Here is a 26707-nt window from a genome sequence, read left to right on the forward strand (position 1 = left end):
AAGTGGAAAAAGTTAAAGGTAAACGACTTCGTTTACTTATTCAGGTATGACCCTACTATAAGGGCGATTGGTTAGCTTTTAAACCGTTGCTATTAAAAAATACAGGATTATTTTATGAAACCTTTGAGTCAGTTCAACAAAGTCGACGTCAATGTTTCTTCAATAGAAACAATCTTCAATGGTTTTTTTACCATTCACAAGTACCAATTTACCCATGCCTTATTTAATGGCGGTGTATCAGAGCTGATAACTCGCGAGATATTAGAGCGTGGTCATGCGGTTGCAATATTGCCGTATGATCCTGTTACAGACAGTGTGTTGCTTATTGAGCAAATTCGCATTGGAGCGTTGGCTTCAAGACACTCTCCTTGGCTTTTGGAATGCATTGCAGGGATGGCAGAAGGGAGCGAAGACTATGAGAGTGTTGCAAGAAAAGAAGCCAAAGAAGAAGCTGGACTTGAGCTTGATAAGCTCATTTATATGCGCTCTTATTTATCAAGCCCAGGTGGTACAACAGAGCGACTATATTTGTATCTAGCGCTTGCTGATTTATCTAAAGCGAGTGGGGTTTATGGACTGGCTGAAGAAGGTGAAGATATTAAAGTGCATGTGATGCTACTTGATGAAGCCCTTGCACGTCTTGATAATGAGGAAATCGATAACGCTGCCACTGTTATTAGTCTACAATGGTTGGCATTAAATAAAGCGCGGATATAGAAGCAGTTTAGGAGTCGTATTTTTGTCACAAGTGCTGAGCTCAAAGCAGTATATTCAATCTCTGCCCCGTTACATCACGCTGTGCGAACGTAATTATTTACGGGCGCTAAAATTGCTACCTGAAGAAGTGGTCGGTGAGAGTCGAGTGATTGACTTAGCCTCTGCGCGATACAGTTTGAGCGTAGCTGGAGTCAGTAAATACACAACGGACATTCACATCGAGCAGATGGCGACAGTAAGCGCCCATTTGCCACACTTTTCGTTGTCTGTGCGCCTCTACCATGATGCTAAAGTGGCTGAAGTAATTCACCGTGATTATCATCGTCGAATAAAGCCATCCTATGGTTACCCAAATCCTGATATGCACCAAAAAGATGAAAAGTATCAAATAAATGCGTTTTTAGCTGATTGGCTTATGGTGTGTTTAGAAAAAGGCCGCGTGCATTTAAACTGGGATGTAAACAATGGCTTGGTTTGATCTCGAGCTGCAATTCGATAAAGCGCAAATTCGTATTGGTCATTTTACGGATTGCCATTTGTTTGCCACGCCCTCTGGGGAATATTTTGCGGTAAATACCGCCGCTAACCTTGAACGCACTTTCGCCGCGATGGCAAAAGAGCATTTCGATTGTGTGGTGTTTGGCGGTGATTTAACACAAGATCACAGTGCGGCTTCTTATCATGAGTTTGCTCGTATAGTGAGGGAGAGTGAGTTGCAATGTCCGGTGCTTTGGGTGCCGGGTAACCACGACGAGCTAGCTTTACTCGAAGAAATAAGTGCTGGGCAAATCGTCCGTCATAAATGCATCACAGGTCCGTTTGGGCAGGTGTTACTGTTAAACTCAAAGGGTGAAACACCCGCCGGATGGTGTGCTAAGTCACATTTAGGTGCGCTCAAAGACAAGCTTAACAATAGTATCAACAACAATACGATTGCTTTTGCTCACCACCATCCTAGGCCGATAGATGGCTATTTAGATAAACATATGCTCGAAAATGGTCCTGCACTGTTAAACCTGTTGGTGGATTCAGAGCAAGTCTTAGGGCTATTTCATGGTCATGTGCATAATGAATATCAACAACAATTTCGCACTTTACCTATCTACGCTACGCCTGCAACATCAATCCAATTTGATAAGCACACAAAGGACTGGTATCAGTCTGATTTGGGTCCCGCTTATCGTGTCATCGTATTTAGTAAAAGCGCTATAACAACAGAGGTAAAATGGCTCGGAAAGTAGTTTATATTCACGGCTTTAATAGCTCTGAGCTATCCTATAAAGCGACGGCGTTTGGTGAATATATGATGGATAAAAAAACGCCATACCTTGTCCCAAGACTACATTATGACCCGAGAGTCGCATTGGCACAGTTGGATAGCGTCATTGATTCTGATACTGTGTTATTAGGTAGCTCGTTAGGCGGCTATTACGCCACCTACTTTTCGCAACATCTTGGCTGTAAAGCGGTGGTGATAAACCCTGCAGTTAGGCCTTTTTCATTATTAAATGACTACCTTGGACCACAATACAATCCTTATCAGGACTGTCATTATGAGCTGCAGTATGAACATATTGATGCGTTAAAATCCATGTATGTCGAGCAGCTGAGTAATCCAGAAAACTTGCTATTATTGCAACAAACGGGCGACGAGGTGCTGCCTTTTGCAGAGGCGGTGCGTTATTATAGTCATTGTCGTCAAATTATTGAGTTTGGTGGGGATCATAGCTTTGTTGAATTTCCACGCTATTTTGACACCATCACCAAATTTTTAACTATCAAAAATTAGAATTTATGCACAAAGCTCTGCTCAAAACTGTATGTTGTGCATATACTAGCGGATAAAAAGATAACTAGAACTAGCCTATGAGTCAGCAAAACTATAATGCCGAAGCTATTGAGGTACTCAATGGCTTAGAGCCAGTTAAGCGCCGTCCTGGCATGTATACCGATACCACCAGACCTAATCATTTAGGCCAAGAGGTTATCGATAACAGTGTCGATGAAGCCTTAGCCGGACATGCCACCAAGATTGACGTGATCTTGCATGAAGACAACTCCTTTGAAGTCATCGATGACGGTCGAGGAATGCCTGTGGATATTCACCCAGAAGAGGGCGTGCCTGGGGTTGAATTGATCCTGACCAAACTTCATGCCGGGGGCAAGTTTTCCAATAAAAACTACCAGTTCTCCGGTGGTCTTCATGGGGTGGGTATATCGGTTGTTAATGCGTTGTCGACTCGGGTCGAAATTACCGTTAAACGCGATGCGCAAATCTATGAAATGGCATTTGAAAACGGCGATAAAGTCGAAGACTTAAGAGTGACCGGCAGCGTTGGTAAGCGTAATACCGGCACCTCAGTACACTTTTGGCCCGACGCGAGTTATTTTGACTCAGCTAACTTCTCAATTACTAAGTTAAACCACTTGCTCAAAGCTAAGGCTGTATTGTGTCCAGGGCTTAGAATTCGTTTTGTAAATAAACAGACGAAAGAAACGCAAGAATGGCACTACGAGGCAGGTCTTGAGGATTACCTAAAAGACAGCGCTGAAGGCTACGAAGTGCTGCCGAAATCCCCATTTACAGGCAGTTTCAGTGGCTCAACCGAAGGGGTTGATTGGGCGCTTCATTGGTTGCCTGAGGGCGGGGAATCCATCGCTGAAAGCTACGTAAACCTTATTCCAACGGCACAAGGCGGAACCCATGTAAATGGGTTACGCCAGGGCTTACTTGAAGCGATGCGTGAGTTTTGTGAATTCAGAAACCTGATCCCGCGTGGCGTGAAACTGACGCCTGATGATGTTTGGGACCGCTGTAGTTATGTCTTGTCGGTTAAAATGCAAGACCCACAATTTGCCGGTCAAACCAAAGAAAAGCTGTCATCACGTTCGTGCGCTACCTTTGTGTCTGGCATTGTCAAAGACGCCTTTAGTTTATGGTTAAACGAACACACTGAAACTGCAGAGTTACTTGCTGAGCTGTGTATCAGCAATGCGCAAAAACGTTTGCGTGCTGCAAAAAAAGTGGTTCGTAAAAAGGTCACTTCGGGTCCTGCTTTACCGGGTAAATTAACCGATTGTTCTGGAAGTGAAACTGAACGCTCAGAAATCTTTTTGGTGGAAGGGGACTCAGCAGGTGGCTCGGCAAAACAAGCACGAGACCGTGAGTTTCAAGCAATCATGCCGCTGCGCGGTAAAATCCTCAATACCTGGGAAGTGGAATCTGGACAGATCTTAGCCTCACAAGAAGTACATGATATTTCTGTTGCCTTAGGTATTGACCCAGACTCTGAAGATTTATCAGGCCTGCGCTATGGCAAAGTATGTATCCTCGCGGATGCGGATTCTGACGGACTTCACATTGCAACTTTATTATGTGCACTTTTTGTGAAGCACTTCCCAGAGCTTGTTCGTAAGGGCCATGTTTTTGTTGCCATGCCGCCGCTATTTCGTATTGATGTTGGTAAAGAGGTTTACTACGCCCTTGATGAAGATGAGAAAAAGGGCATTTTAGACCGTATTGAGGCCGAAAAGAAACGCGGTAAAGTCAACGTACAGCGCTTTAAAGGATTGGGTGAAATGAACCCGTTGCAATTGCGTGAAACCACTATGGATCCAAATACTAGACGTTTAGTTCAGCTGACATTAGATGAGCCTGAACAAACCCTCGAAATGATGGATATGCTGTTAGCTAAAAAGCGCTCTAGCGACCGTAAAATTTGGCTTGAGCAGCACGGAGATAAGGCAGAGGTTTAACATGAAAATACATAGTAAATTGACCACGATAGCGACGACGCTGGCAGTAGCGTTATTAAGCTCACCTGCGCTGGCAAATGATATGCTTTCGCGCCTTTCAGTACCTAAAGGGTATGAGCTGAGCTATTTTGCGAAAGATGTTGAAAATGCGAGACAAATGGCGGTGGGCAAAGATGGCACTGTGTATGTTGGCTCTCGTAAAGCGGGTAAAGTTCACGCACTCATTGACAACAACCGTGATGGCGTAGCCGACAAGAAAATCTTGGTTGCAGAAGGGCTGAATATGCCCTCCGGTATCGCCCTAAAAGACGGTGACTTATATGTTGCTGAAGTTGAGCGTATTGTGCGTTTTAAGCAAATCGCAAAAAACCTCAAGGCACCGGTAAAAGAAGTGGTGTTCGATGATTTGCCTGACAAACGTCACCACGGCTGGAAGTACCTGACAGTATCGCCGGAAGGCGAACTGATCATTCCAGTTGGCGTGCCTTGTAATATTTGTGCCGAAGACCCTAAGTTTGGCCGTATATTTTCACTAAATCTTGAGACGAAAAAGCTTTCGACGATTGCCAAAGGCGTGCGTAACTCAGTGGGTTTTGATTATCACCCAGTAACTGGAAAGTTATGGTTCAGCGACAACGGTCGTGACATGATGGGAGATGACATTCCACCATGTGAAATCAACCGTGTTGACGAAATTGGTCAGCATTTTGGCTTCCCCTATGTTCATGGCGGCAGCGTGCTAGACCCTGAATTTGGCGAGGGTAAATCGGTGACTGACTACGCCATGCCAGCACTTGCACTACAAGCGCACGTTGCACCGCTGGGCATTCACTTTTACCGTGGCGAGCAATTTCCAAAGGCAATGAAGCATCAGCTTTTTGTTGCTGAACATGGTTCTTGGAACCGCAGCAAAAAAGTGGGCTATCGAGTAATGCGAGCAAATGTGCAAGATGGCCAAATTAGAGGCTATGAGCCTTTCCTTACCGGCTTTATGGAAAACGAAACAACCCATGGTCGACCAGCCGCAATTGCAGAACTCGACGACGGTAGCCTGCTCGTTTCCGATGATTACGCCAATGCGATATATCGCATCAGCTACAACAACAAGTAAGGTGTAACATGACAGATCCTCAAGCCTTGTCCTTGCAAGGCATTGAACAACTTCCGATGGGGCGTTTTACTGAAGATGCCTATCTGAACTATTCCATGTATGTGATCATGGATAGGGCGTTACCACATATTGGTGACGGCCTGAAGCCTGTACAACGTCGTATTGTATATGCGATGAGTGAGCTGGGCTTATCTGCTCAAGCAAAATACAAAAAATCTGCCCGTACCGTTGGTGACGTACTGGGTAAATATCACCCTCATGGCGACAGTGCTTGTTATGAGGCCATGGTACTCATGGCGCAGCCGTTTTCTTATCGCTATCCGCTGGTGGATGGCCAAGGTAACTGGGGTGCTGCGGATGATCCTAAATCATTTGCTGCGATGCGTTATACTGAGGCGCGTTTATCTAAGTTCTCAGAAGTACTGCTGAAAGAGCTTGGCCAAGGTACGGTCGATTGGACCGCTAACTTTGATGGCACCTTAGATGAGCCGCAAGTGTTACCCGCGCGTTTACCACATATCTTGCTGAATGGGGTGACGGGTATTGCGGTGGGGATGGCAACCGATATTCCGCCGCATAACGTACGTGAAGTTGCTGAAGCTTGTTGTTTGTTATTGGATAAGCCTAAAACCGAACTAGAAGAAATTCTAGAATTGGTCAAAGCGCCAGACTATCCAACCGATGCGGAAATCATTACGCCGCAAGAAGAGATCAAAAAGCTTTACACCACAGGTCGTGGCTCAATCAAGATGCGTGCTGTGTACACCGAAGAGCAAGGCGAAGTGGTGATCACCGCGTTGCCACATCAATGTTCGGGTGCCAAGGTGCTAGAGCAAATAGCAGCACAAATGACAGCGAAGAAACTCCCTATGGTAGCGGATTTACGTGACGAATCGGATCATGAAAATCCGACGCGTATCGTCATCGTACCGCGCTCAAATCGAGTTAAGGTCGAGCCATTAATGGCGCACCTATTTGCCACGACGGATCTTGAAAAGAACTACCGTGTTAACATCAACATGATTGGTTTAGACGGGCGTCCACAAGTTAAAGACTTGCGTCAGATTTTATCTGAGTGGTTAGTATTCCGTCGTGAAACGGTGCGTAGACGTTTGCAGTATCGTTTAGACAAAGTGCTTGCGCGTTTGCATATTCTTGAAGGTTTGATGATTGCATTTTTGAATATCGATGAAGTCATCGAAATCATTCGCAACGAAGACAAACCAAAAGAAGAGTTAATAGCGCGTTTTGGTCTTTCAGATAAGCAGGCAGAAGCAATTCTAGACCTGAAATTACGCCACCTTGCAAAGCTTGAAGAAATGAAGATCCGTGGTGAGCAGGATGAGCTTGAAAAAGAGCGTGATGGATTGGAAAAAACCTTAGGCTCTGAGCGTCGTATGTCGACGTTGATGAAAAAAGAAATCCAAGAAGCTGCTGAATTGTATGGCGATGATAGACGCTCACCGGTAGTTGAGCGTGGTGAAGCCAAAGCGCTTAGCGAAAAAGATTTGATCCCATCAGAGTCTGTAACTGTTGTGCTATCTGAAAAAGGCTGGGCGCGTTTTGCGAAGGGCCATGATATCGATGCCGAAGGGCTAAGCTACCGCTCAGGAGACTGTTATAAAGCCTCTGCGAAAGGCAAGAGTAATCAGCCTGCGGTGTTCTTAGATACTTCAGGGCGAGCCTTTGCAACCGATGCGCATAGCTTACCTTCAGCCCGGAGTCAGGGTGAACCGATGACGGGACGCTTTAACTTAGCGTCAGGATGTAACTTTGAACATGTGGTCATGGGCGAAGAGAAATCGACTTATCTGATGGCGACCGATGGCGGTTACGGTTTTATCAGTGACTTTGCTGATATGGTGAGCAAAAACAAAAATGGTAAAGCGTTCGTTAGCGTGCCAAAAGGTGCGCATTTGATGGCTCCTATCCAGGTATTTGATGTTGCCACCGATATGTGTATGGCGATTTCGAGCGAAGGCAGAATGCTACTATTCCCATTACGTGATTTACCTAAGCTTGGTAAAGGTAAGGGGAATAAGATTATCTCTATCCCTAGCGCGAAAGTGCAAAGCCGCGAAGAGTTTGTCAAAGTGTTAGCGGTAGTACCTGAAGGCGTTTCTGTTACCTTACATGCAGGTAAGCGCAAGCTAACCTTAAAGCCGAGTGATTTAGAGCACTATTACGGTGAGCGAGGGCGCAGAGGTAATAAGTTACCGCGCGGATTACAGCGCGTAGATAGCTATGATCTGGAGCACAATGGTGTTGAGACACCAGAAGACAATGACGCCAGCGTAGATACCGAAGAATAACCGATACAGGCCGCCCACCGCGGCCTTATTTTTATCTGTTGAAAACCATCGCGAGGTGAACTCGCTCCCACCAGATTAACCACTCTGTGTAGGTGTCTGTTCAACCATTGAACTTTGCGTAGGAGCCGGTTCACCCGGCGATCCTTAACTTTAGAATATGGCTCCTCAAATCAAAAAATGAAAATAAAAAGACACTATTATTGCAGCATTTTATTGCGCTTTACGTTAAAATATTCGGTTATACCAATCACACAAGTGCCTATGGCTTGCAAACAATTGTAATTGGTATCAATTGGCAGCGCTTGCTGCTTGTCACCATCACACGGGCTTCCTAACGGGGTATTTATGTCAGATAAGTGCTATATCACAGCGCAACAATTGCTAGAAGATTCATTTCGCTTAGCCGCTAAAGTTTATGAAGACGGGTTTAGACCTGACTTTATTATCGGTATTTGGCGTGGTGGTGCGCCTATTGGTATCGCAGTTCAAGAATACTACGATTACAAAGGTATAGAGACTGATCATATCGCAGTACGCACTTCTTCTTACTATGGCATTGGTAAGCAATCTAAAGAAATCAAAGTTCACGGTTTGCATTACATTGTGGAAAATGCAAACGCTGACGATTCATTGCTAATCGTTGATGACGTGTTTGATTCTGGCCGCAGTATCTTTGCGTTGAAAGAAAAGCTTGCAGAGCTAATGCGCCTGAACTTGCCTCGCGATATTCGTGTTGCTTGCCCATACTACAAGCCAGCAAACAAAAAAGTACCAATGACACCAGATTATTTTATTCATGAGTCTGATGAGTGGTTGGTATTCCCTCACGAGCTGTCAGGCTTAACACCGGAAGAATTAGTGGAAGGAAAGTCTGACTTAGCAAATATTAAACACCTATTTGCAAAATAAGTTAATCAGTACTCAAGGGCGAGAAAGTACTCGCCCTAGTTATTCTAACCGCGAAAAATTAAGCTTGCGCGAAGCTATCAACAAAATCCTCAAGCGCGTCAACATCGACTGGCTTTAAGCCTTCACTACTACGTACTATCAAGCCCTTTTCTACCAATTCACTTACCACCCGACGATATGCACGCTCAGTGGTCGCAAACCTTTCGGCTTCAGCACTTACCGTTGAATAGGCACGAAGTAATGTTGGATTCGAATTCTCGGCACGTAATAAGCAGTCTTTAGCAATGTTGTAGCTCAGCGGCAACAGCAACTTGTCTAAGTTTATCTTTTGGTTTTCAGTAAACTTAGCAGCGATGGTTTGCGCGGTATATAGGCTCAGCTCTGGCTGCTCAAGCAGTAATTTTCGCCAATATTTTAGCTCAATGAGGTGATAGGTTACATCGCTCAAGCAAGTCACGGTATAAATACAAGGCTGATGATTCAGCGCTTCGATTTCGCCAATTAGCGTGTTGTTACAGTCCAGTTGTCCGAGTAATAGACGACGACCGTTACCGACATCATAACTAAAAGACACAGTGCCACTGGTCACCAATATGAGTTTACTCAATGGTTCATCTTGGTGGATCAAGACTTCTTTTTTGCTGTGCTGAAAACTATTACCAGCAAAAGCGAGTAACTGTTCGACCAAATTGGTTGAAAAATGATATTGAAACATCTAGATGGCTCTTCGGACAAATGTCCTATTTATTAAACTATAATGACGTTAGCATGAATTTTTCAGTTTTACGCTAACTCACACCGTTTAAGTAGTATCGGTTTTATCTCAGCGCTGTGGCGAAGAATTTAATAAACGATATTACCATTAAACCCCCACTTCCCGTGTTAGAGCTAATTTATTGGTGCTAATTTCTAGGGGCTTGTGGGTTAGCCTTTTTATTCTGCTCGATACGTAAATTCGAGCATAAACTATATGCTAACGCAACTTAGGGGAGAGGACAAATGAGTTGGGAATATTTAGGCTATTTAGCCTCTGCTTTTTTGGTCGTTTCTTTGATGATGAGCGATGTTGCTAAGTTGCGTTGGTTCAATTTAATGGGCTGTATTTGTTTTACCGCCTATGGTGCACTTATCCAAGCTTGGCCGGTGGCGTTAACTAATGGTCTACTGGCACTAGTTAACACCTACCACTTGGTGAAATTACAAAAAGATCAACGCTGATATTTAAGTTCACCTGCAATCCAGGTCTGCTCGACTTTAATATCATCAATTTTATCTTCGCTTACGGTAAAGTAATCTTGGTCTATTAAGATAAAATCGGCCCACTTTCCTTGTTCTAAACTTCCCAGTTTATACTCTTGAAATGCGGCATACGCAGCATCAACAGTAAATGCCTGGAGTGCTTGTTCTCTGGTTAGCTTTTCTGTTGGGCGCCAGCCATCCTTGGGTAAATCTTGATGGTCTTGTCTGGTGATAGCGGCATGCAGACCATGGAAAGGGTTTGCGAGCTCCACTGGAAAGTCAGAACCCGCCGCCACTCTACTTCCTTGCTTTAAGAATGTTTGCCATGCGTAAGCGCCGCTAAGCTGTTTGTCGTCTAGGCGCTTTTCGGCCATATGCATATCAGATGTGGCATGAACAGGCTGCATTGATGGAATAATATCTAGCGTCTTAAAGCGGGGGATATCATCCGGATGGACAATCTGTGCGTGCTCAATGCGATTTCTGAGCAGTCTACCACCTGCTTTTTTAAAAACGTGTTGATATGAATCTAGCACGATGCGATTCGCTCTATCGCCAATGGCGTGAGTGTGTGCACTGTAGCCGCTGCGTATGGCTTGGGTGATCAATGCTTCAAGCGTCGCTTGGTTTTCGAGCATTAACCCTTTGTGACCTTTGCGGTCATGATAGTCGCGAATAAGTGCCGCACCTCGACTGCCAAGTGCACCATCAGCATAGATTTTTACACTACGAATAGAGAGTTGATCTCGTGTATCTTTGATCACTCCCACGTCCAACATCTCTGCGAGTTTGGGGGAGCTTGCACTGAGCATAGCGTAGACGCGTAGCGGCATCGTGTGTTCCTTGGCGCGTGCTTGGTAAACCTGCCATGTGGTGTAGTCAATCCCGGCATCATGGGCTGAGGTAATGCCTAAACTCAGCAAGTGTTCTCCGGCTTTATTCAGCGCCTTGTTTACCTGTGCATCTGACTGAGCTGGGACATGAGTGCGAATAAGGTCTTCTGCCTTGTCGATAAAAATCCCGCTCGGCATACCGCTATTCAATGTAATGATTTCACCGCCTTCCGGCGTCTTTGTTGATTTCGAAATGTTGGCAAGCGCCATCGCTTTTGAGTTTACCCAAATAGCGTGACCATCTACTCGAGTGAGTATGACGGGCTTATCTTTTACGTATTTGTCGAGATCGGCTGCGGTTGGGAATTGTCCGCCGGGCCATAAGGTTTGATCCCAGCCTCGACCTATTATCCATTCACCTTCATGGGCTTTTGCGTAGTGGCTAAGCCGTTTTCCTACTTCTGCAATGGTTTTGCTACCGCGCACGTCGAGTGTGAGTAAATTATTGCCAAGGCCAATGATATGACCGTGCGCATCAATTAAACCAGGTAATAGGGTTTTTCCCTCACCATCAAATTTGGTTGCACTCGGGTATTGGGTACTCAGATCCTTTGCACTTGTTTTTACGACTTTACCGTCTTTAATTACCAAAGAAGAAAAGCGCTCAATTTGCTGCGATTTAGTGGGCGTATAGCCATTTACATTGTGGATTAAGGTTACTTGAGCTGTTGTTGACAGGCTAAAGCTAGCCAAAAGCGCGAGGAATGTTTTTTTCATTATATTGTCCTTCACTGAGAGTATTTATTCAGAATAATCATCTAACTCAATAAAGCCAAGTCTTTGCGTTGAGAGTATACTTGGGTTTTAAAGGAGTGGAGTGTCAAAGTGAAGTTGTTTGTTGTATACCTAGGCGGCCGTATTCAAGGTTGCCATATTGAAATGCATGATGTGCGCTTTGTCGCGGCAAATACAATTGAAGAAGCTTATCCCAAATTAAAGCAGCAATGGGTTGGTGATAAAAACTCGGTGCATATGGATAGCTACACAATCATTGAACATGCCGATGGCTATGCCATTGAACTTACCGAAGAGCGTGTTGAGCAAGCTGAGCATTTGTATTTTGTGAACTTGGGAGGATATAAGCCAGATAGTTTAGCTGAGGCGCATGACTTTGGGCTGTTCGTTGCAACGAATGCCGATGAAGCAAAAGAGAAGGCAAAAGCGTTTTTGCTTAACGGTTTTAGCCATATTCATAAAGACGATTTACATGATGTAGATGACTGTTTTGCCATCGATTTATTTGATCAAAACTTAAATATCAAGCTCACCCACAGTGGCCAATCAACACCGCTTACCCCTTTGTGGTTTGGTTATCATCCTCTATAACCAATGTGAGGGATACTTTAGCCCTCACCCTCATTGTTTTCATCGTTATCTGCTTTTATGGCTATTTTGATAGCGACAATCACGACGGCAAACATTAAAAACGGCAGTGCAGCTAGAGAGTATTCGACAATGTGGCTGTCTTTGTAGCTAGGTTGCAAAATAAAATGGCCACCCACACACATTAAGATCACTACAAACAGCAAAGGTAGCATCATAATCTCTTTGTTCTTTTTGTGTTTTTTCATTCTGAACTCAGCTAATTATTCTTTCATTGAATGGTGAACACTCTCTCACACGCGGTGCAAAAAAGCCTTGATCGAAATCAGTGCGGCGGATTATACCAATTCACTCTGAGTTAGAAATAAAATTCATTAGTTTATACCAATGCAATTGGTATTATTACTTGGGAGGGGGGAAGGTCCGTGGTATAACGAAGCTCTATCGCTGTAAAAACCAACAAATACTATGACCAAAAACAATAAACAAACCATTGTTATCAAGCTCGGCACAAGTGTCTTAACTGCAGGCAGCCAGACCTTAAACAAGCCCAGACTTGTTGAGCTGGTAAGGCAGTGTGTAACGTTGCGTCAAGCTGGTCATCAGGTCATTGTTGTATCTAGCGGTGCTGTTGCTGCTGGGCGCGGTGTATTGCAGCAACAAATTGGTCATTCACTCGCTGAAAAACAGATGTTGGCTGCGATTGGGCAAGGTCAATTAATCCATTTATGGCAGTCATTGTTTAGTATTTACGACGTTAATGTGGCACAAATGCTACTGACACGAGCCGATCTTGAGCACCGCGAACGTTATCTAACGGCACGGGACATGCTCACTAAGCTTTTAGAGCATCATGTCGTGCCGATCATCAACGAAAACGATGCGGTGGCAACGTCTGAAATCAAAGTTGGCGATAACGATAACCTCTCGGCTTACGTCGCAATTTTAGCAAATGCCGATAAATTGGTATTACTCACCGATCAGCATGGTCTTTTTACCGCAGATCCCAGAGCCAATCCAGATGCGCAGTTGATAGAGCAAGTAACACATATAAACGACGAACTTAGAGCTCTTGCTGGTGGTAGTGGCACACAACTTGGCACGGGTGGTATGGCGACTAAGTTGCAAGCCGCCGACATCGCACAACGAGCAGGCGTTGATGTCGTGATTGCAAAAGGTAGTGAATACGACATTTTACCGCAAGTACTTACGCAAACCGCACCAAGCACGACGTTTTTGAAGTTTGACGCTCCGGTTGGAGGGCGCAAGCGCTGGTTGCTGTCTGGCCCTAAATCAACCGGTAAAATAATTTGTGATAGTGGTGCAATCAATGCGGTATGTAATCAAGGAGCAAGTTTACTAGCAAAAGGTATCGTGTCGATTGAAGGGCAATTTAAACGTGGTGAGCTGGTTCAAGTGTTTTGCCAACAAGGCACGCTACAGGCACAAGGTTTAACTAGCTTAAGTAATCAAGAACTTGGTTTGGTAATTGGCCGTCATAGTAGTGAATTTGCGCAGTGTCTTGGCTTTGAAAGTGCAGAGGAGATCATCCATCGCGATAATTTGGTGCTCTTAAATCAACATAGCCAACAAGAAGTATTAAATTAGCCTATAAATTACTGTAAATTCAGAGAGCTGTTCTACACTTATCAAGAGTCAACTTTATTGAGAGGCCTTGAATGTCGATTAGCTATTCACCCTGTGGTCACGAACTTACTTTAGAGCTCTTGGCGCAAAAGAGTGAACTGGTGCTAATGCAGGCCCTTGAGCGGGTTATCTCTGATGTTTGTGGGGAAAGCTATGCATTTTATTTCAGTAAAAGCTTATCGGAAAAAGAAGTCCCAAAATCTATATTTGTGAGCCATCGCGACTTTTGTGTTGTGGTGGGACCGGTAGATGCCGTGGTAGATAAATTACAGCAGCGCCAAGATGACAAACACCTCATTCAATACCACGGCGATAGTGTTATCCCGTTTTATCACCAAGCTCAGCTCGTTGGTTTTTTATATATAGAAGGTCAAGTAAATCTCACCACTGCGACTTTAATGAAGCACTTACTCACTGTTTTTGCGCATCAAATGGCAACATTGCACTTTGCTCGTATCGATCCGCTTTCCGAGCTACTCAATCGCCAAACGTTTGATGAAAAAGTCATGGAAATAACCAATGGGGACGGGTTTACGGTATGCCGTGATGACAGTGAAGACCGCAAGTGGTATTTAGCGATGGTAGATATCGATCACTTTAAACAGGTAAACGACAATTTTGGTCATGTGATTGGCGATGAAGTGATCCTGTTGGTAGCACAAAAGATCAAAGCTAACTTTAGAGCAGAAGACTATGTGTTTCGCTACGGCGGAGAGGAGTTTGCGGCGCTATTTCAAAGTCGCAATGATGACTCTGCTGCAGTAGCACTTGAGCGCTTGAGAAGTACAATAGCTTCCAGCCGATTTCCGCAAGTAGAGCATGTTTCTGTGAGCCTAGGTTTTACTGAAGTGGTCGATACACTACAAGTTTCTGAGCAAGTTCATAAAGCCGATCTTGCGCTTTATCACTCAAAAGAAAATGGCAGAAACCAAGTTACAAACTACCTCGCTTTAGGGTTAGCTGAATCACAATACGCATGTGCAGAAATAGAGTTGTTTTAAGCTCCGCTTATATATAGCGCTTAAAGATTATGCTAAACTCCCCAACCTATTTTTTAGCGAATGTAGCAAAAGGTTTGGGAAACGTTATGCAATTTGTAAGATGGTTTTTAGGACGTCTGATTTTACTTTTTGATTTTATTTTTACCCCGCGCAGTAAAAAACGTGCCGCAGAACAACAGCAAAAGCTAGATGCTATGACGGCAAACTTAAAGTTATACCAATTTAAGGCATGTCCATTTTGCGTTAAAGTGCGCCGCGCTGCCAAGCGTGAAGGGCTTAAGCTCGAAACCCGTGATGCCAAAAATGATGAGCAATATCGCCAAGAGTTGCTAGAGCAGGGGGGTAAAGTGAAGGTGCCATGCTTGCGAATCGAAGAGCAAGGCGAAGTCACTTGGCTGTACGAATCCAATGACATTGTTGCTTATCTAGAAAAGCTGGAAAAAGCAGCTTAATTCACGCGCCTTACTATGCGCTAATCAGGCGCTATGCTAGCATAGCGCCATTAATCGACTAATCCATTTTTAAGAGAATTTTGATGACTATCCGTACTCGTGTCGCACCCTCTCCAACAGGTGATCCGCATTTAGGAACGGCTTATATTGCCTTATTCAACTATTGCTTTGCCAAGCAGCAAGGTGGTGAGTTTGTATTACGAATTGAAGATACCGATCAGGTACGTAGTACTGTTGAATCTGAGCAAGCTATCATGGACAGCCTACGTTGGTTAGGGCTTGACTGGGATCATGGTCCGGATGTGGGTGGCGAGTTTGGTCCATACCGTCAATCAGAGCGTTCTGACTTATACAAAAAGTTTGCACAGCAGCTTGTAGATGATGGTAAAGCGTTTTACTGCTTTGCGACGGCTGAAGAGCTAGACCAAATGCGTGAAGAGCAGATGGCAGAAGGCTTACGCCCTAAATATGATGGCCGTGGCTTACGTTTATCTGAAGAACAAGTAAAGGCAAACCTTGAAGCTGGCAAGCCTTACGTAATTCGCATGAAAATCCCAGAAGAAGGCACGTTTAAGTTTAACGATTACCTACGCGGTGAAATTGAGATCCCATGGGAAAACGTAGACATGCAAGTTTTGTTGAAAGCCGACGGCTTCCCAACTTACTTCCTTGCAAACGTAGTAGATGACCATCACATGGAGATTAGCCATATCTTCCGTGGTGAAGAGTGGATCAACTCTGCGCCTAAACTACTAAAATTGTACGAAGACTTCGGCTGGGAAGCACCTGTACTTGGTCACTTACCGCTACTTCGTAACCCTGATAAGTCTAAGCTGTCAAAGCGTAAAAACCCAACTTCAATTAACTACTACAAAGAAATGGGTTTCTTACCAGAAGCACTACTTAACTATTTAGGTCGTATGGGTTGGTCAATGCCGGATGAGCGTGAAAAGTTCACTTTGGCTGAGATGATTGAACACTTTGATATGAAGCGCGTATCGCTTGGTGGACCTATCTTTGATATTGACAAGCTTAACTGGTTAAACGGTCTGTGGATCCGTGAAAACCTAACCGATGCAGAACTTATCCAGCGCTTTGTCGACTGGAAGTTTAACGGTGATATGTTGGCTCGCGTACTTCCTGAAGCCAAGGCGCGTATTAACACGTTATCTGATTTGGTGGGGCTAGCAGGCCACTTTGTGGCGGGCTTACCTGAATACGATCCAGCGTTATTAACGGCTGGTAAAGCGGACGAAGAAGTGGTTCGTCAAGCTCTGCAGTTCTTTATTTGGGAATTGGAAAAGCTGCGTACGTGGAACAAGTCTGAGATCTTCTCTATTGCAAAGGCTGTGGCGACACACCATGAGTTAAAGATCAAAGAGTTCTTAGAGCCTATCTTCGTTGCTATTACAGGCAAAACCTCATCGACCTCAGTAGTAGATGCGATGGAAGTGTTAGGTTCAGACCTTTCTCGTGCGCGTTTAAGAGTGGCACTAGAGCATATTGGTGTATCTAAAAAGCAAGCGAAAAAGCTTGAAAAAGCATACCGTGAGTACCCGTCTATTGCATAATAGCGAGACCGTATTGTAAAAGCCGCTGATGTAGCGGCTTTTTTATTGTCCGAAATGTATCGTGTTTACCGCTTTCCTTGTGCCATCAACACATCAAGAGACTGCCTTAACAGTTGAATTTGCTCCATACTTAAGCCCGCTTTTGCCATCATTTGTGCTGGGATACAAGCGCATGATTGCTCGAGGATTTTACCTGCTTGAGTTAAGTGAATGAAGGTTTGTCGTTCATCATCAGGATTTTTGCTACGGGTAACGAGACCACGCTCTGCTAAGCGCTTAAGGAGCGGTGTTAGGGTGTTGCTATTGAGTTCAGCTCGTTCGCCTATTTCTTTCACGAGCTGTCCGTCCTGCTCCCATAAAATCAATAACACTATGTATTGCGGATACGTGAGCCCAACCTCTTTGAGTAACGGCTGATAGAGTCGTGTAACCTGTCTTGATGCACTATATAGCCGAAAACAGATCTGGTTATCGAGATTGAGCTGCGGGTTAGATTGACTCATTTAGTAACTTTTCAATATCTTTGGCTATTTGTTCAGGCTTGGTGATTGGGGCATAGCGCTTAACGGGTTCACCCTGCTGGTTAAATAAAAACTTAGTGAAGTTCCATTTGATTTTATTACCAAATAGCCCTGGAAGCGCGGACTTTAGGTATTGATACAGTGGGTGTGCTTTATCGCCATTAACCTCAATCTTTTCCATCATCTGAAAATCAACACCGTAGTTAATTAAGCAGCCTTCTTGAATTTGTTTTGCATCTCCGGGTTCTTGTTTACCAAACTGATTGCAGGGAAAGCCGATGATCACAAGTCCCTGATCCGCGTATTTTTGGTGTAGCTCTTGGAGTCCTTCATATTGTGGTGTTAATCCACACTCACTAGCCGTGTTAACAATAAGCACAGCTTTGCCTTGTAAGTCGGTAAAATGATATGCCTGACCTTGTAACGTGTTTGCTTCAAACTGATAGAGTGTCGTCATTTTTAGTCTCTTGTGATTTAATCGTGCACGATTTAATTTAGACTAAGTATGACCCTTGTGCAACCGCAGTTGAAATTATTTTGCAGGAGTATGTTGATATTTGGCGCTTAGCATCGCAAGCCGCCTGGTGATCAATGCGTGATCTTGCTTGGGGAGATATTTTAAGTGTGTGGTTAGGTAGGTACTGGTGGAATATAGTGCACGGATCATCTGGTTGGCCTTGTCGATAAATGCTCGTGTTTCTTGGGTGTGGCTACAAGCAATATGGCCTTCAAGATGAGGGAGGTTATTTGCAATCGGTAATGAGCCCACTAGATGGGCTTTGTCCTTTGGAAAGCTTTGCTGAAAAATAGCGGGGTAGGCTAATATAAAGTCGACTTTACCTGCATTAAACTGCTCCATAATGGTTTGTGCTGAGGTTTTATACGGTCTAATGGCAACATTTTTGGGCTCAAGTAGCGCTAATGCAGAGTCAATGGTATTGCCATAAGATTTGCCGACCTCTTTGATGATAGTGGTCTGTGGATAGTAAGCCATTAAACTTGCAAGCGACTTTAGCTTACCCGTGGCGTTCACAAGGCTGGCATCCATCGGGGTGTGCTGTTTGAAGTAATATAATCTATGGCTCGGATATAGGTGGATGGGGATGGTAAACAAGAAGGCTTGCTGGCGACTTGGGGTTTTTAGGCGAGACACCGCGCACACAGGCTCTTCGCTTGCTAGTAATTGGTTAAGCTTGGTTGGGGTGACAATGTTAAAGTCAAAGTAATCTCGGCCAAACTGGTTTAAAAGCAAGTTGTTGGTATCTGACTCTAAACTATGGGCTTGTCTGGTAAAAAGTCTTTGCTCATCGGCAGGTTCATTCGAGATCAGCAATATTTTTGCGTTGCAGCACGCACCAAATAACAGCAGCATTAGCAGTAAATATTTCATTATTGCTCCAACCCAGTAAAGCAAACACCAGTTTACTATAGAACATTATTACTCGGAGCTGCGAAGTTTGCTGCAAAAACATGTCTAAAAGCCTAACAAACATCAGACAGATGTATATAAATTGGACGCAAAATACGGTGCCAAATCAAGATAAGTGGTTATTTAACCTTAACTCTTTGTGCTGAGTTTTATAACCTGTCATCATTGCAATGATTTTTACCTATGGGGCAAATAAACAATGACCAAAGTGTGGGATGGATTTATCCGCGGGTTTCACTGGCTGCTCGTAGCAGGACTAGTAACCTTATATATTACCGGTGAAGAAGGCATGATGGATCTTCACTTTGTTACTGGCTATTTATTGTTAGCACTGATGGCAGCGCGATTAATTTGGGGTGTCATTGGTAGCCAAACCGCTAAATTAAGCGCGTTATTTCATTCACCTAAAGCAATTTTATCGGCCATTAAATCAAAACAAAGCCATGTAGGACATAATCCTGCGGGAAGTTTGATGGTGCTGCTATTTTTTGTGCTGATCATTGTCCAGCTTGTTTCTGGCTTGATGACAACAGATGATATTTTGGTGGAAGGCCCACTTGCACAATATGTATCTTACGACTTAGTTGAATTAGCAGGTGATATACATCACACCAATATTGAGCTGTTAATTGCGGCCATTGCACTGCATATATTTGCTATTGTGGTGTATCGCCTAAAAGGTCAAAACCTAGTAAAGACATTAGTTACTGGTAAGCAAGAACATGCAGTCAGCACGCCTGTCATGAAATCGGGTGTTGTTGCATACCTTATCTTTATTGCACTTTCAGCTTTGTTACTCTTTACGTGGGGCGCTGAGCCATTACAAGGGTTAATGTAACTTAACTCTAAACAGAGGTTAGCGAGGTCATTGTTTTCAATAACTTCGCTAACTTTTAGTGCCAAGTCCGGTCAATGTAATATTTGTTAACAGATTATCGTAACAGATATGACCTCTATTTCAGAAAATTCTGGTAACATGGCGCAGTTTTATCATAGAGGTTAGAGAAAAGTAGCGATGTTAGAGCCGTATTATCAACAACAAGCAAATGAGATCACCATTACCAGAGAGCAGGGGAGTTTATTTGCAAAAGGAGTCGCGGACGACTACAACCCACTGCACGACATCGATGCAAAGAAGTTTTGTGTACCGGGTGATCTACTTTTCTCCTTAGTGTTAAAGCACTACGGCTTAAGCGAGAATATGGAGTTTAGCTTTGTGGGCATGGTTGATGAAACAACAACCCTTACATTGCCAGAAGGTGCTGCGCAATTTGATATTACCGCAAATGATAAAGTGATGCTGTCAGTGTCGCGCGCTGGCGAAACCAGCACGTGCCCAACGCTCATCAATAGTTTGACGAGAAATTACGTAGAATTTTCAGGCACTACCTTTCCTCATGTGATCATCCCATTGATGGGTGAGCAAGAGGTAATGATAAACCCAGCAAGGCCAATGGTGATATACGAATCTATGTCTATTCATATGGATGATATATCGGTAACGGAAGTAACATTGGAAGCGGCTAAACCTGAGTTTAGCCATGAAGGCAAACGTGGCAAAATCAACCTGCGTTTTAACTTGCTGTCGAACGGCACTAAAGTCGGTTATGGTGAAAAGCACATGTTAGTTTCTGGGATCCGTGAGTATTGTCAGCAAACCGTTGATGATTTGATTGCCTATTACAACGATAGAAAAGTAGCATTAAAGCCGTAACCTCCCAATACACGCTGACGCACCTGTCAGCGTGTTGCCCACACCGTTTTCCTTTGAAACAATAATTCATCCACTCTTCAGCTGTCCGCTATACTGTTTAGATAAAATGTAATTGAATTAAATGGTATTACTGTGCCGTATGCTGACTTGCTCAAACCAGAAGCCTCACAACAAACATTATTAAAATGGCAAAAAACAGTCGATTTGATGGCGAAGATTTTTTCGGCGCCTGCTGCGTTTGTGGTACAAAAAAAAGAAGACGGTTTTGCAGTGATGATTGCAAGTGACCAAGAAGAAAACCCGTATCCTGCAGGTGGTTTTATACCGCAAGAAACCAATATCTTTTGTAAGCATGTTGTCGCTAATAATCACAATCTATATGAGCAGCACGCCAGCGTAAACTATCAATGGGACGATAACCCTGAGGTTGCCAATGATGGCTTTGAGTCTTATTTGGGTGTACCAATCCACTGGCCCAATGGAAAATCGTTTGGCACATTGTGTGTGATGGATTTTAAGCCTACAAATTACAACGCTTCGTTGGTTGAATTTATAGAGCACTTACGCGATATGCTAGAAGACGATTTGGTGATGATTGAGCGCTATAGCAAAATCAAAGCGATAGCGATGCAAGATCCGTTGACTGAAGTACTAAATCGCCGCGCGACTGAAATACTCGGTGAACATAAGCGTGATATTGCCTTAAAACTGGGTGGTGCGCTTTACTGTGTCTTTCTTGATTTAGATGGTTTTAAACCGATAAATGACAGCTATGGTCATGAAGTTGGAGATCAGGTGTTACAAAGTTTGGCTGAAGCCTTGAAAGCCGCAAGTAGCGAAGATGATATTATTGGGCGCTATGGCGGCGATGAGTTTCTGGCTATTGTACAACGAGATAATGAAGAAGCAGTAAACGACTTTATTTTTCAAAGTGAGGCTAATTTCTATCAGGCGTTAAAAAAGAAAAAGCTCCCCAAGTGTGGTTTTTCTGCGGGATTTGCCAAGAGCGACAGTAAGTTTGAAAGCATGACCAGTTTATTCTCTCGAGCAGACAAACACATGTATCAGAAAAAAATGAACTAGCGTGCCTACAAATCGCGCTTTCCTTAAATTAATTCCCTTAGTCACCGTCTACTAAACAGAGTGCATGTAACCTCATGACTCGGTTACTAAATCTTTCAAACGGGCTTTGTCGCTTCAATGACAGTCGTTTGTGTAATTTAAGTGGAAAAGTATGTATTCAATTCACCCTTTGTGGCAGCAATTCCCTTGTGCCGACAAAACCGCGCTGCAAGGTACAGAGCTCGCCTCGTATCACAACCCGCAGATCAATAAGACAGTGCGCTTTAAGCTGATCTCAAAAGCGGATTTACCACTATTTTGTCAGTGGATGAACGATCCTCGAGTTGCACATTTTTGGCAGCAGGCGTGGTCAGAAGAAAAGCAGTGGCAGTATCTCAGCGAACGTTTAGCAGACAACTTTAGTTTGCCGCTCGTCATGTATTTTGATGAGCAGCCATTTGGCTATGTTGAAGTTTATTGGGCTGAGTTAGATAAGTTAGCGGGATATTATGAGTGGCAGCCCAAAGATAGAGGCGTCCATTTATTAGTTGGCGAGCAATCATGTAGAGGTCCCGAAAATTTTCGTGCTTGGATGACCAGTTTAAGTCACCTTATTTATTTAGGGCATGAAGATACTCAGCGTATTGTGCTAGAGCCTCGCCATGATAATACGCGGCTACTCACTCGCATTGCAGAGCTTGGTTATCATAGCCAGTTTGAGTTTGACTTTCCTCATAAGCGTGCTGCGTTAGTGATGGCTGAGAAAGCTTCATTCTATCGAGACGTTTTTCCTCAGTTTGCTTAGGTTACTTAGCGCGGCTTTTCTTTGCACCATATTGTGCTTGTGTTTGGGACAGTCGCGGCAGTAATTGCCATTTTCTCGGTCGTGGAGAAGGCAGCATTCAGGGCGGATTTGATATTTGCCACTCGGATCATGTGCGGTTATTTCGGTAAACTTAAGCGGATTCTTTAGCGCCCCTAAGTGGGCGGATGTAGTCAGTATTTGTTTATCTTCAAGCAATGTTGGATGCGCACCCACAAGCCCCATAATAATGTCGAAAAAGTCGTTCAAGCGATAAAAGCAATTACTCCATAACGTCCGCTCTTTTACGCCAAAAGCTTGGTGTAGCAGGTCGTGAAGCGGTGATAAGTGATTGAACAATAAGTCGTGATAGCGTGTTTCTGTGTCAGTGTTTTTAAGTGCTTTACCTTGATGCGGCAGCAAAATGCTGAGCTGCTCAGGGTTGTAGCTCAATTCGCAAAGCTTTAGTGGCAAGGGTGTTAGCAATAATGAATGGCTCACGATGATGCTTGGAAAAATATTGAAGGTGTAATACATATGCCACACGGAGGCTTGAGCCCTTGATTTCGTTACGCCTCTCTCTAAGCTAAAGCGAGTTATATGGTCGATAAAATGTGGTGACTCTAATAACTCAGAAAAAGTCGCTGTAGATCGTAAGGGGGTGAGGTCAACACCTTGCGCATACGTATCATAAGGAGGTTTAAAAAAAGGCACTAAATTCGGCAGCATTGAAACGAACAGCTATAGAGGTTTATGGTTAATGACGAAGCGCAACTTCATTAATTTAATACCGCCTTTTAGTCTCAAACTCCCACATTACTTTAGTGCTTATGTTTGTTTGGCTGTTATCTGCCAAAAACGGCACTAGAAAATGCAGTTAATGGTCAAATTACATGTTTTGGCGGGGTAAAAAATACCGAACACCGACAAATCAATAATCTTATGTAAAAAAATTTAGTTTAGTTTCGTCACTAGTCTGAGTGTCGTGGTTGCTGCCTAAAAGTGGTGTGCAACAAAAACAAATATTCGGCTTGGGAACTAGGCTCTACATGCAAGAACTAACTAAAAAAATAACCCAAATAAGTACCTCTATAAGTCTTCTACAGGAGTTCATCGCGGCGCCGTCTGTGACGCCTTGTGATGCCGGGTTGATCTTAACAATCGCCCAATATCTTGAGGAACTCGGGTTTGAAACCTCATGGTTTGAAGAAAATGGAGTGCGTAACCTTATAGCCAAGCAGGTTTTTTCTGAAGGTCCAAGTTTTGCATTTTCTGGTCATGTTGATGTTGTCCCCGCTGAGCAGGAGCATTGGCATTCCGATCCATTTAAAGCGACTGTCGTAAACGATGTTATTTATGGCAGGGGCGTGTCCGATATGAAAGGGGGCATTGCTGCCATGCTGAGTGCCACACGAGTCTTACTGGCTTCGAAGCAAAAGCTTAAAGGCACTTTCTATTGGTTGCTGACATCCGATGAAGAGGGGGAAGCTGAATTTGGTACCAAGCGAATCGTCGAGCGACTCAGTCAAGATGGTGTAACGATTGACGCTTGCCTTGTTGGAGAGCCTACCTCACACAATCGAGTGGGTGATGTGATCCGAAATGGTCGCCGCGGCTCAATCTCAGGTGCCATAAAAATTGAAGGGAAAGCAGGCCATGTCGCTTATCCCGAACAAACGGTCAATGCAGCACATATCGCGGGTAAAGTAGTGGCGATACTATGCAGTTTACAGTGGCAAAAAGACCAACCAGATGTCAAAACAACCCTTCAAGTCACGGGCGTCAATACGACGACTGATGTGGATAATATCGTACCTGAAGCGTGTCAGGTTAATTTCAATATTAGATACAGCCATGGGTATTGTAATCAAGAGATCATCGGCATTATCGAAAATCACTTAGCAAGATTTAAAGACAACCTGAGCCTAGATTGGTCAAGGGCATGTAACCCCTATTATACCAGTGCAGATATCGAAGATTCATTCTTAAACCTAGTGGAAAACGCCATCGTGCAGTGTACTGCGAGATACCCCATAGTAAACACCGCTGGAGGCACGTCTGATGGGCGTTTTTTTGCCAATGGCCACACCCAAACGATTGAATGTGGTGTTAAAAACGACACGATACACCAAGCCAATGAGTGTTTACCCATAAGTGATTTACTGGAAATCGAGCAGATTTATTTAACGGTGCTCAGTGATTTTTTTGGCGCAAAGCAACACCTTAACTTGCCCGCTGGTGAATAAGTTGCACGCCGTCAGGCAGACAATACCAGTTTGACTTCATACTTGCTCAATTTGAGGGATTAAATCTGACGCGAGCTGTGTTAAAAATTTATCAGTTAGAACAACTAAATAGCAAAATTTTTGCCGGGCTAAAGACAAGATTTTCTGGCCTCAACATTTAGGTAAATTGGTATAAATCTAGTTTTTTTTAGACTTTCATTAAACAACTTTAGAAGTGCTTCGTCTTGTTGCTATCAGACTCAGTAATTGAATTATGAGGAAATCGTGTGCTTGGGTATTTAATTCGTCAATCAAAATGGTTGTTAGGTGCGGCTGTGTTCACGAGTGCAATCTGCGGTGTGTGTGCCGTATTGTTACTCACGCAAATTAATAAGGTATTGAATTCATCACAACAAGAAGCCAATCAATTTTTTGGTATTTTTGTGGCCTTGGTGGTGGCTGTGCTGGTTTTTCAGGTGGTGGCTTCAACATTGTTTGAGCGATTGAGTCAACAGGCACATGCTGTGCTGAGAAGGCATATTTCAGATAAGGTACTGCAAGCAGATTATCGTCAACTTGAAGAAGTGGGCGGAGCCAAGGTGCAATCAGCGCTGTCTGAACACTGTTTAAAAGTTGCTGAGTTTTTCGTCCGGTTACCGGTGATCGTCGTCAATGGTATTATTGTAATTGGTTGTATGGCTTATATCGCTTGGTTATCGCTGGATGTATTTGTGATGGCGCTGGTGGTCTTGGGTTTAGGCTCTATTGGCTATCATTTGGTTCATCTCAAAGCCATCGGCTATTTAAATGGTGCAGCAAAAGAGCAAGATCGCTTGTTTGGACACTTTAGTGCTTTGGTTGATGGTGCCAAAGAGCTACGCTTGCATGCTGGTAAAAGACAGCGATTTGCAGATAACGTGCTTGGAGATTCCATTGAATCGGTTCGTAAGCAACGGACGGTGGGCATGTCTGTCTTTGTTATTTCTACCGCTTGGGGAAATTTCTTAATCTACGCATTTATTGGCGCGGTTTTGTTCGCGCTGGTAGCAGATTCAGCGCAGCGTACCCAAATACTAACGGGCTTTGCGTTGGTCTTTATATATATGATTGCGCCCTTAGAGAACTTACTAAAGGCTCTGCCCGCGGCCAATATAGCGAAAGCATCAGCTGCACGCATTGAAGCTGTTACCGCGCATTTATCCGAAGGAGCGAAAGAAAAGCACTTACCGAATGCGCCTTCCTCGTTTAAACAGCTTGAATTAAGCGGGTTAACACATCAGTTTTATCATGAACCTTCTGATGATTTATTCACACTTGGACCTATCGATTTATCGTTTAAACCGGGGGAAATTGTCTTTTTGGTTGGCGGTAATGGCAGTGGCAAAACCACGCTGGCTAAGATGTTGGTCGGATTATACAAGAGTAATACTGGTCAACTTCGCTTAGATGGCAAAACCATTAACCCTGAAGATCTAGATGAGTATAGACAGCTTTTCACCGCAATTTTCTCTGACTTTTATTTGTTTGAAGAATTGCTGGATATCCCTTCGGCTGAATTAGATGCGGCCGCAAACTCACTGTTAGAAAAGCTCCAACTTAATCGTAAAGTGCATGTTGCCAATGGTGCATTTTCAACGCGTGCGTTATCTCAAGGGCAAAGAAAGCGACTAGCCATGGTGGTAGCCCATTTAGAGCAGCGTCCGTTTTTAGTCTTTGATGAATGGGCGGCGGACCAAGATCCTATATTTAAAGAGGTGTTTTATCGCCAGTTATTACCAGAGCTTAAAGCGCAGGGTAAAACGCTGTTGGTTATCTCTCATGACGATAAGTATTTTGACTGCGCCGATCGACTGTTGCGAATGGAGCACGGCCAACTTTATCAGCGTGAAGAGGCAGCTGCATAAATAACCTGAGTGGTTAAAGTTGAGCGCAGTGCAAGCCAACACTATCACTGCGTTTAACTTGATAACCGCTTAGCGGCTAAGCATATTTAGGCCGCGATATCCCTACCCATATGCTTTCA

The 26707-nt window shown here is 43.9% G+C and carries 27 protein-coding genes; 20 read left to right on the forward strand and 7 right to left on the reverse strand.

The window, feature by feature from the left end:
- Positions 1 to 114 precede the first annotated feature (114 nt).
- From L1271_RS20670 to L1271_RS20705, 8 genes are all read left to right on the forward strand, one after another.
- Positions 115 to 717 carry an NUDIX domain-containing protein gene (locus tag L1271_RS20670; RefSeq protein ID WP_235368689.1) on the forward strand — a complete coding sequence of 201 codons (603 nt, stop codon included), beginning with the start codon at positions 115 to 117 and terminating at the stop codon, positions 715 to 717.
- Positions 718 to 739: 22 nt separating this feature from the next.
- On the forward strand, positions 740 to 1195 hold the full coding sequence (locus L1271_RS20675; protein WP_010379051.1) for a DUF1249 domain-containing protein: 456 nt from the start codon (positions 740 to 742) through the stop codon (positions 1193 to 1195).
- A complete protein-coding gene (locus L1271_RS20680) occupies positions 1182 to 1958 on the forward strand; it encodes a metallophosphoesterase (protein ID WP_102056181.1) in 777 nt (258 codons plus the stop codon). Before L1271_RS20675 ends, L1271_RS20680 begins: the two co-directional genes overlap by 14 nt.
- Complete coding sequence (locus tag L1271_RS20685) at positions 1943 to 2506, forward strand: YqiA/YcfP family alpha/beta fold hydrolase (protein ID WP_102056182.1); 564 nt, start codon at positions 1943 to 1945, stop codon at positions 2504 to 2506. Before L1271_RS20680 ends, L1271_RS20685 begins: the two co-directional genes overlap by 16 nt.
- Positions 2507 to 2583: 77 nt before the next feature.
- On the forward strand, positions 2584 to 4473 hold the full coding sequence (gene parE, locus L1271_RS20690) for a DNA topoisomerase IV subunit B (RefSeq protein WP_010607699.1): 1890 nt from the start codon (positions 2584 to 2586) through the stop codon (positions 4471 to 4473).
- A 1-nt stretch (position 4474) separates the two neighbouring features.
- A complete protein-coding gene (locus tag L1271_RS20695; protein WP_102056183.1) occupies positions 4475 to 5584 on the forward strand; it encodes a PQQ-dependent sugar dehydrogenase in 1110 nt (369 codons plus the stop codon).
- A gap of 8 nt (positions 5585 to 5592) precedes the next feature.
- Positions 5593 to 7896: a DNA topoisomerase IV subunit A gene (gene parC, locus L1271_RS20700; protein WP_102056184.1), complete on the forward strand. Its 2304-nt coding sequence runs from the start codon at positions 5593 to 5595 to the stop codon at positions 7894 to 7896.
- A gap of 345 nt (positions 7897 to 8241) precedes the next feature.
- Positions 8242 to 8805 (forward strand): phosphoribosyltransferase, encoded by a 564-nt coding sequence (locus L1271_RS20705; protein ID WP_010607696.1) that lies wholly within the window; start codon positions 8242 to 8244, stop codon positions 8803 to 8805.
- A 58-nt stretch (positions 8806 to 8863) separates the two neighbouring features.
- Here the strand turns inward: L1271_RS20705 and L1271_RS20710 are convergent, their stop codons facing one another.
- A complete protein-coding gene (locus L1271_RS20710) occupies positions 8864 to 9520 on the reverse strand; it encodes a Crp/Fnr family transcriptional regulator (RefSeq protein WP_010607695.1) in 657 nt (218 codons plus the stop codon).
- Positions 9521 to 9804: 284 nt separating this feature from the next.
- On the opposite strand from L1271_RS20710, the gene L1271_RS20715 reads away from it, so the two are divergent.
- Positions 9805 to 10023 carry a YgjV family protein gene (locus L1271_RS20715; RefSeq protein ID WP_010379202.1) on the forward strand — a complete coding sequence of 73 codons (219 nt, stop codon included), beginning with the start codon at positions 9805 to 9807 and terminating at the stop codon, positions 10021 to 10023.
- On the opposite strand, the gene L1271_RS20720 is transcribed toward L1271_RS20715, so the two are convergent.
- Positions 10014 to 11654 carry an amidohydrolase gene (locus L1271_RS20720; protein ID WP_102056185.1) on the reverse strand — a complete coding sequence of 547 codons (1641 nt, stop codon included), beginning with the start codon at positions 11652 to 11654 and terminating at the stop codon, positions 10014 to 10016. The genes L1271_RS20715 and L1271_RS20720 overlap by 10 nt on opposite strands.
- Positions 11655 to 11762: 108 nt before the next feature.
- Between L1271_RS20720 and L1271_RS20725 the strand changes: the two genes are divergently transcribed.
- Complete coding sequence (locus tag L1271_RS20725) at positions 11763 to 12263, forward strand: DUF1543 domain-containing protein (protein WP_010607693.1); 501 nt, start codon at positions 11763 to 11765, stop codon at positions 12261 to 12263.
- 17 nt (positions 12264 to 12280) lie between these two features.
- On the opposite strand, the gene L1271_RS20730 is transcribed toward L1271_RS20725, so the two are convergent.
- Complete coding sequence (locus tag L1271_RS20730; protein ID WP_010379194.1) at positions 12281 to 12508, reverse strand: hypothetical protein; 228 nt, start codon at positions 12506 to 12508, stop codon at positions 12281 to 12283.
- A 220-nt stretch (positions 12509 to 12728) separates the two neighbouring features.
- On the opposite strand from L1271_RS20730, the gene proB reads away from it, so the two are divergent.
- The 4 genes from proB to gltX all read left to right on the forward strand — a co-directional run bounded on the left by proB (position 12729) and on the right by gltX (position 16931).
- Positions 12729 to 13868 carry a glutamate 5-kinase gene (gene proB, locus L1271_RS20735; protein ID WP_102056186.1) on the forward strand — a complete coding sequence of 380 codons (1140 nt, stop codon included), beginning with the start codon at positions 12729 to 12731 and terminating at the stop codon, positions 13866 to 13868.
- Between the two features lie 71 nt (positions 13869 to 13939).
- Complete coding sequence (locus L1271_RS20740; RefSeq protein ID WP_102056187.1) at positions 13940 to 14908, forward strand: GGDEF domain-containing protein; 969 nt, start codon at positions 13940 to 13942, stop codon at positions 14906 to 14908.
- Between the two features lie 86 nt (positions 14909 to 14994).
- Complete coding sequence (locus tag L1271_RS20745; protein WP_026000901.1) at positions 14995 to 15360, forward strand: glutaredoxin family protein; 366 nt, start codon at positions 14995 to 14997, stop codon at positions 15358 to 15360.
- Positions 15361 to 15443: 83 nt separating this feature from the next.
- Entirely contained in the window at positions 15444 to 16931 is a 1488-nt protein-coding gene (gene gltX / locus L1271_RS20750) for a glutamate--tRNA ligase (protein WP_010607688.1), read from the forward strand.
- 65 nt (positions 16932 to 16996) lie between these two features.
- Here the strand turns inward: gltX and L1271_RS20755 are convergent, their stop codons facing one another.
- From L1271_RS20755 to L1271_RS20765, 3 genes are all read right to left on the reverse strand, one after another.
- Positions 16997 to 17434, reverse strand: coding sequence for a MarR family winged helix-turn-helix transcriptional regulator (locus tag L1271_RS20755; protein ID WP_102056188.1), 438 nt, complete (start codon positions 17432 to 17434; stop codon positions 16997 to 16999).
- Positions 17421 to 17909: a glutathione peroxidase gene (locus tag L1271_RS20760; protein WP_010379179.1), complete on the reverse strand. Its 489-nt coding sequence runs from the start codon at positions 17907 to 17909 to the stop codon at positions 17421 to 17423. Before L1271_RS20760 ends, L1271_RS20755 begins: the two co-directional genes overlap by 14 nt.
- A gap of 75 nt (positions 17910 to 17984) precedes the next feature.
- The gene (locus L1271_RS20765; RefSeq protein ID WP_102056189.1) at positions 17985 to 18842 is read right to left on the reverse strand and encodes a transporter substrate-binding domain-containing protein; all 858 of its coding nucleotides are present in this window, start codon (positions 18840 to 18842) and stop codon (positions 17985 to 17987) included.
- A 238-nt stretch (positions 18843 to 19080) separates the two neighbouring features.
- Here L1271_RS20765 and L1271_RS20770 point away from each other — a divergent pair, with 238 nt between their 5' ends.
- The 4 genes from L1271_RS20770 to L1271_RS20785 all read left to right on the forward strand — a co-directional run bounded on the left by L1271_RS20770 (position 19081) and on the right by L1271_RS20785 (position 22462).
- Positions 19081 to 19719, forward strand: coding sequence for a cytochrome b/b6 domain-containing protein (locus tag L1271_RS20770; protein ID WP_102056190.1), 639 nt, complete (start codon positions 19081 to 19083; stop codon positions 19717 to 19719).
- Positions 19720 to 19896: 177 nt separating this feature from the next.
- Positions 19897 to 20595, forward strand: coding sequence for a DUF3581 family protein (locus L1271_RS20775; RefSeq protein ID WP_102056191.1), 699 nt, complete (start codon positions 19897 to 19899; stop codon positions 20593 to 20595).
- Between the two features lie 132 nt (positions 20596 to 20727).
- Positions 20728 to 21678, forward strand: a complete 951-nt coding sequence (locus tag L1271_RS20780; protein WP_102056192.1) for a sensor domain-containing diguanylate cyclase — start codon at positions 20728 to 20730, stop codon at positions 21676 to 21678.
- A 151-nt stretch (positions 21679 to 21829) separates the two neighbouring features.
- Complete coding sequence (locus L1271_RS20785) at positions 21830 to 22462, forward strand: GNAT family N-acetyltransferase (protein ID WP_102056193.1); 633 nt, start codon at positions 21830 to 21832, stop codon at positions 22460 to 22462.
- Here the strand turns inward: L1271_RS20785 and L1271_RS20790 are convergent.
- Positions 22427 to 23188, reverse strand: coding sequence for an IucA/IucC family C-terminal-domain containing protein (locus L1271_RS20790; RefSeq protein ID WP_102056194.1), 762 nt, complete (start codon positions 23186 to 23188; stop codon positions 22427 to 22429). The genes L1271_RS20785 and L1271_RS20790 overlap by 36 nt on opposite strands.
- 320 nt (positions 23189 to 23508) lie before the next feature.
- Between L1271_RS20790 and dapE the strand changes: the two genes are divergently transcribed.
- Both dapE and L1271_RS20800 read left to right on the forward strand, forming a co-directional pair.
- Positions 23509 to 24705: a succinyl-diaminopimelate desuccinylase gene (gene dapE / locus L1271_RS20795; RefSeq protein WP_235368690.1), complete on the forward strand. Its 1197-nt coding sequence runs from the start codon at positions 23509 to 23511 to the stop codon at positions 24703 to 24705.
- Between the two features lie 266 nt (positions 24706 to 24971).
- Positions 24972 to 26588, forward strand: a complete 1617-nt coding sequence (locus tag L1271_RS20800) for a cyclic peptide export ABC transporter (protein WP_235368691.1) — start codon at positions 24972 to 24974, stop codon at positions 26586 to 26588.
- The last annotated feature ends 119 nt before the right edge of the window (positions 26589 to 26707 follow it).

Source organism: Pseudoalteromonas sp. OF5H-5 (assembly GCF_021530695.1).
In the GTDB taxonomy this organism is placed as follows: domain Bacteria; phylum Pseudomonadota; class Gammaproteobacteria; order Enterobacterales; family Alteromonadaceae; genus Pseudoalteromonas.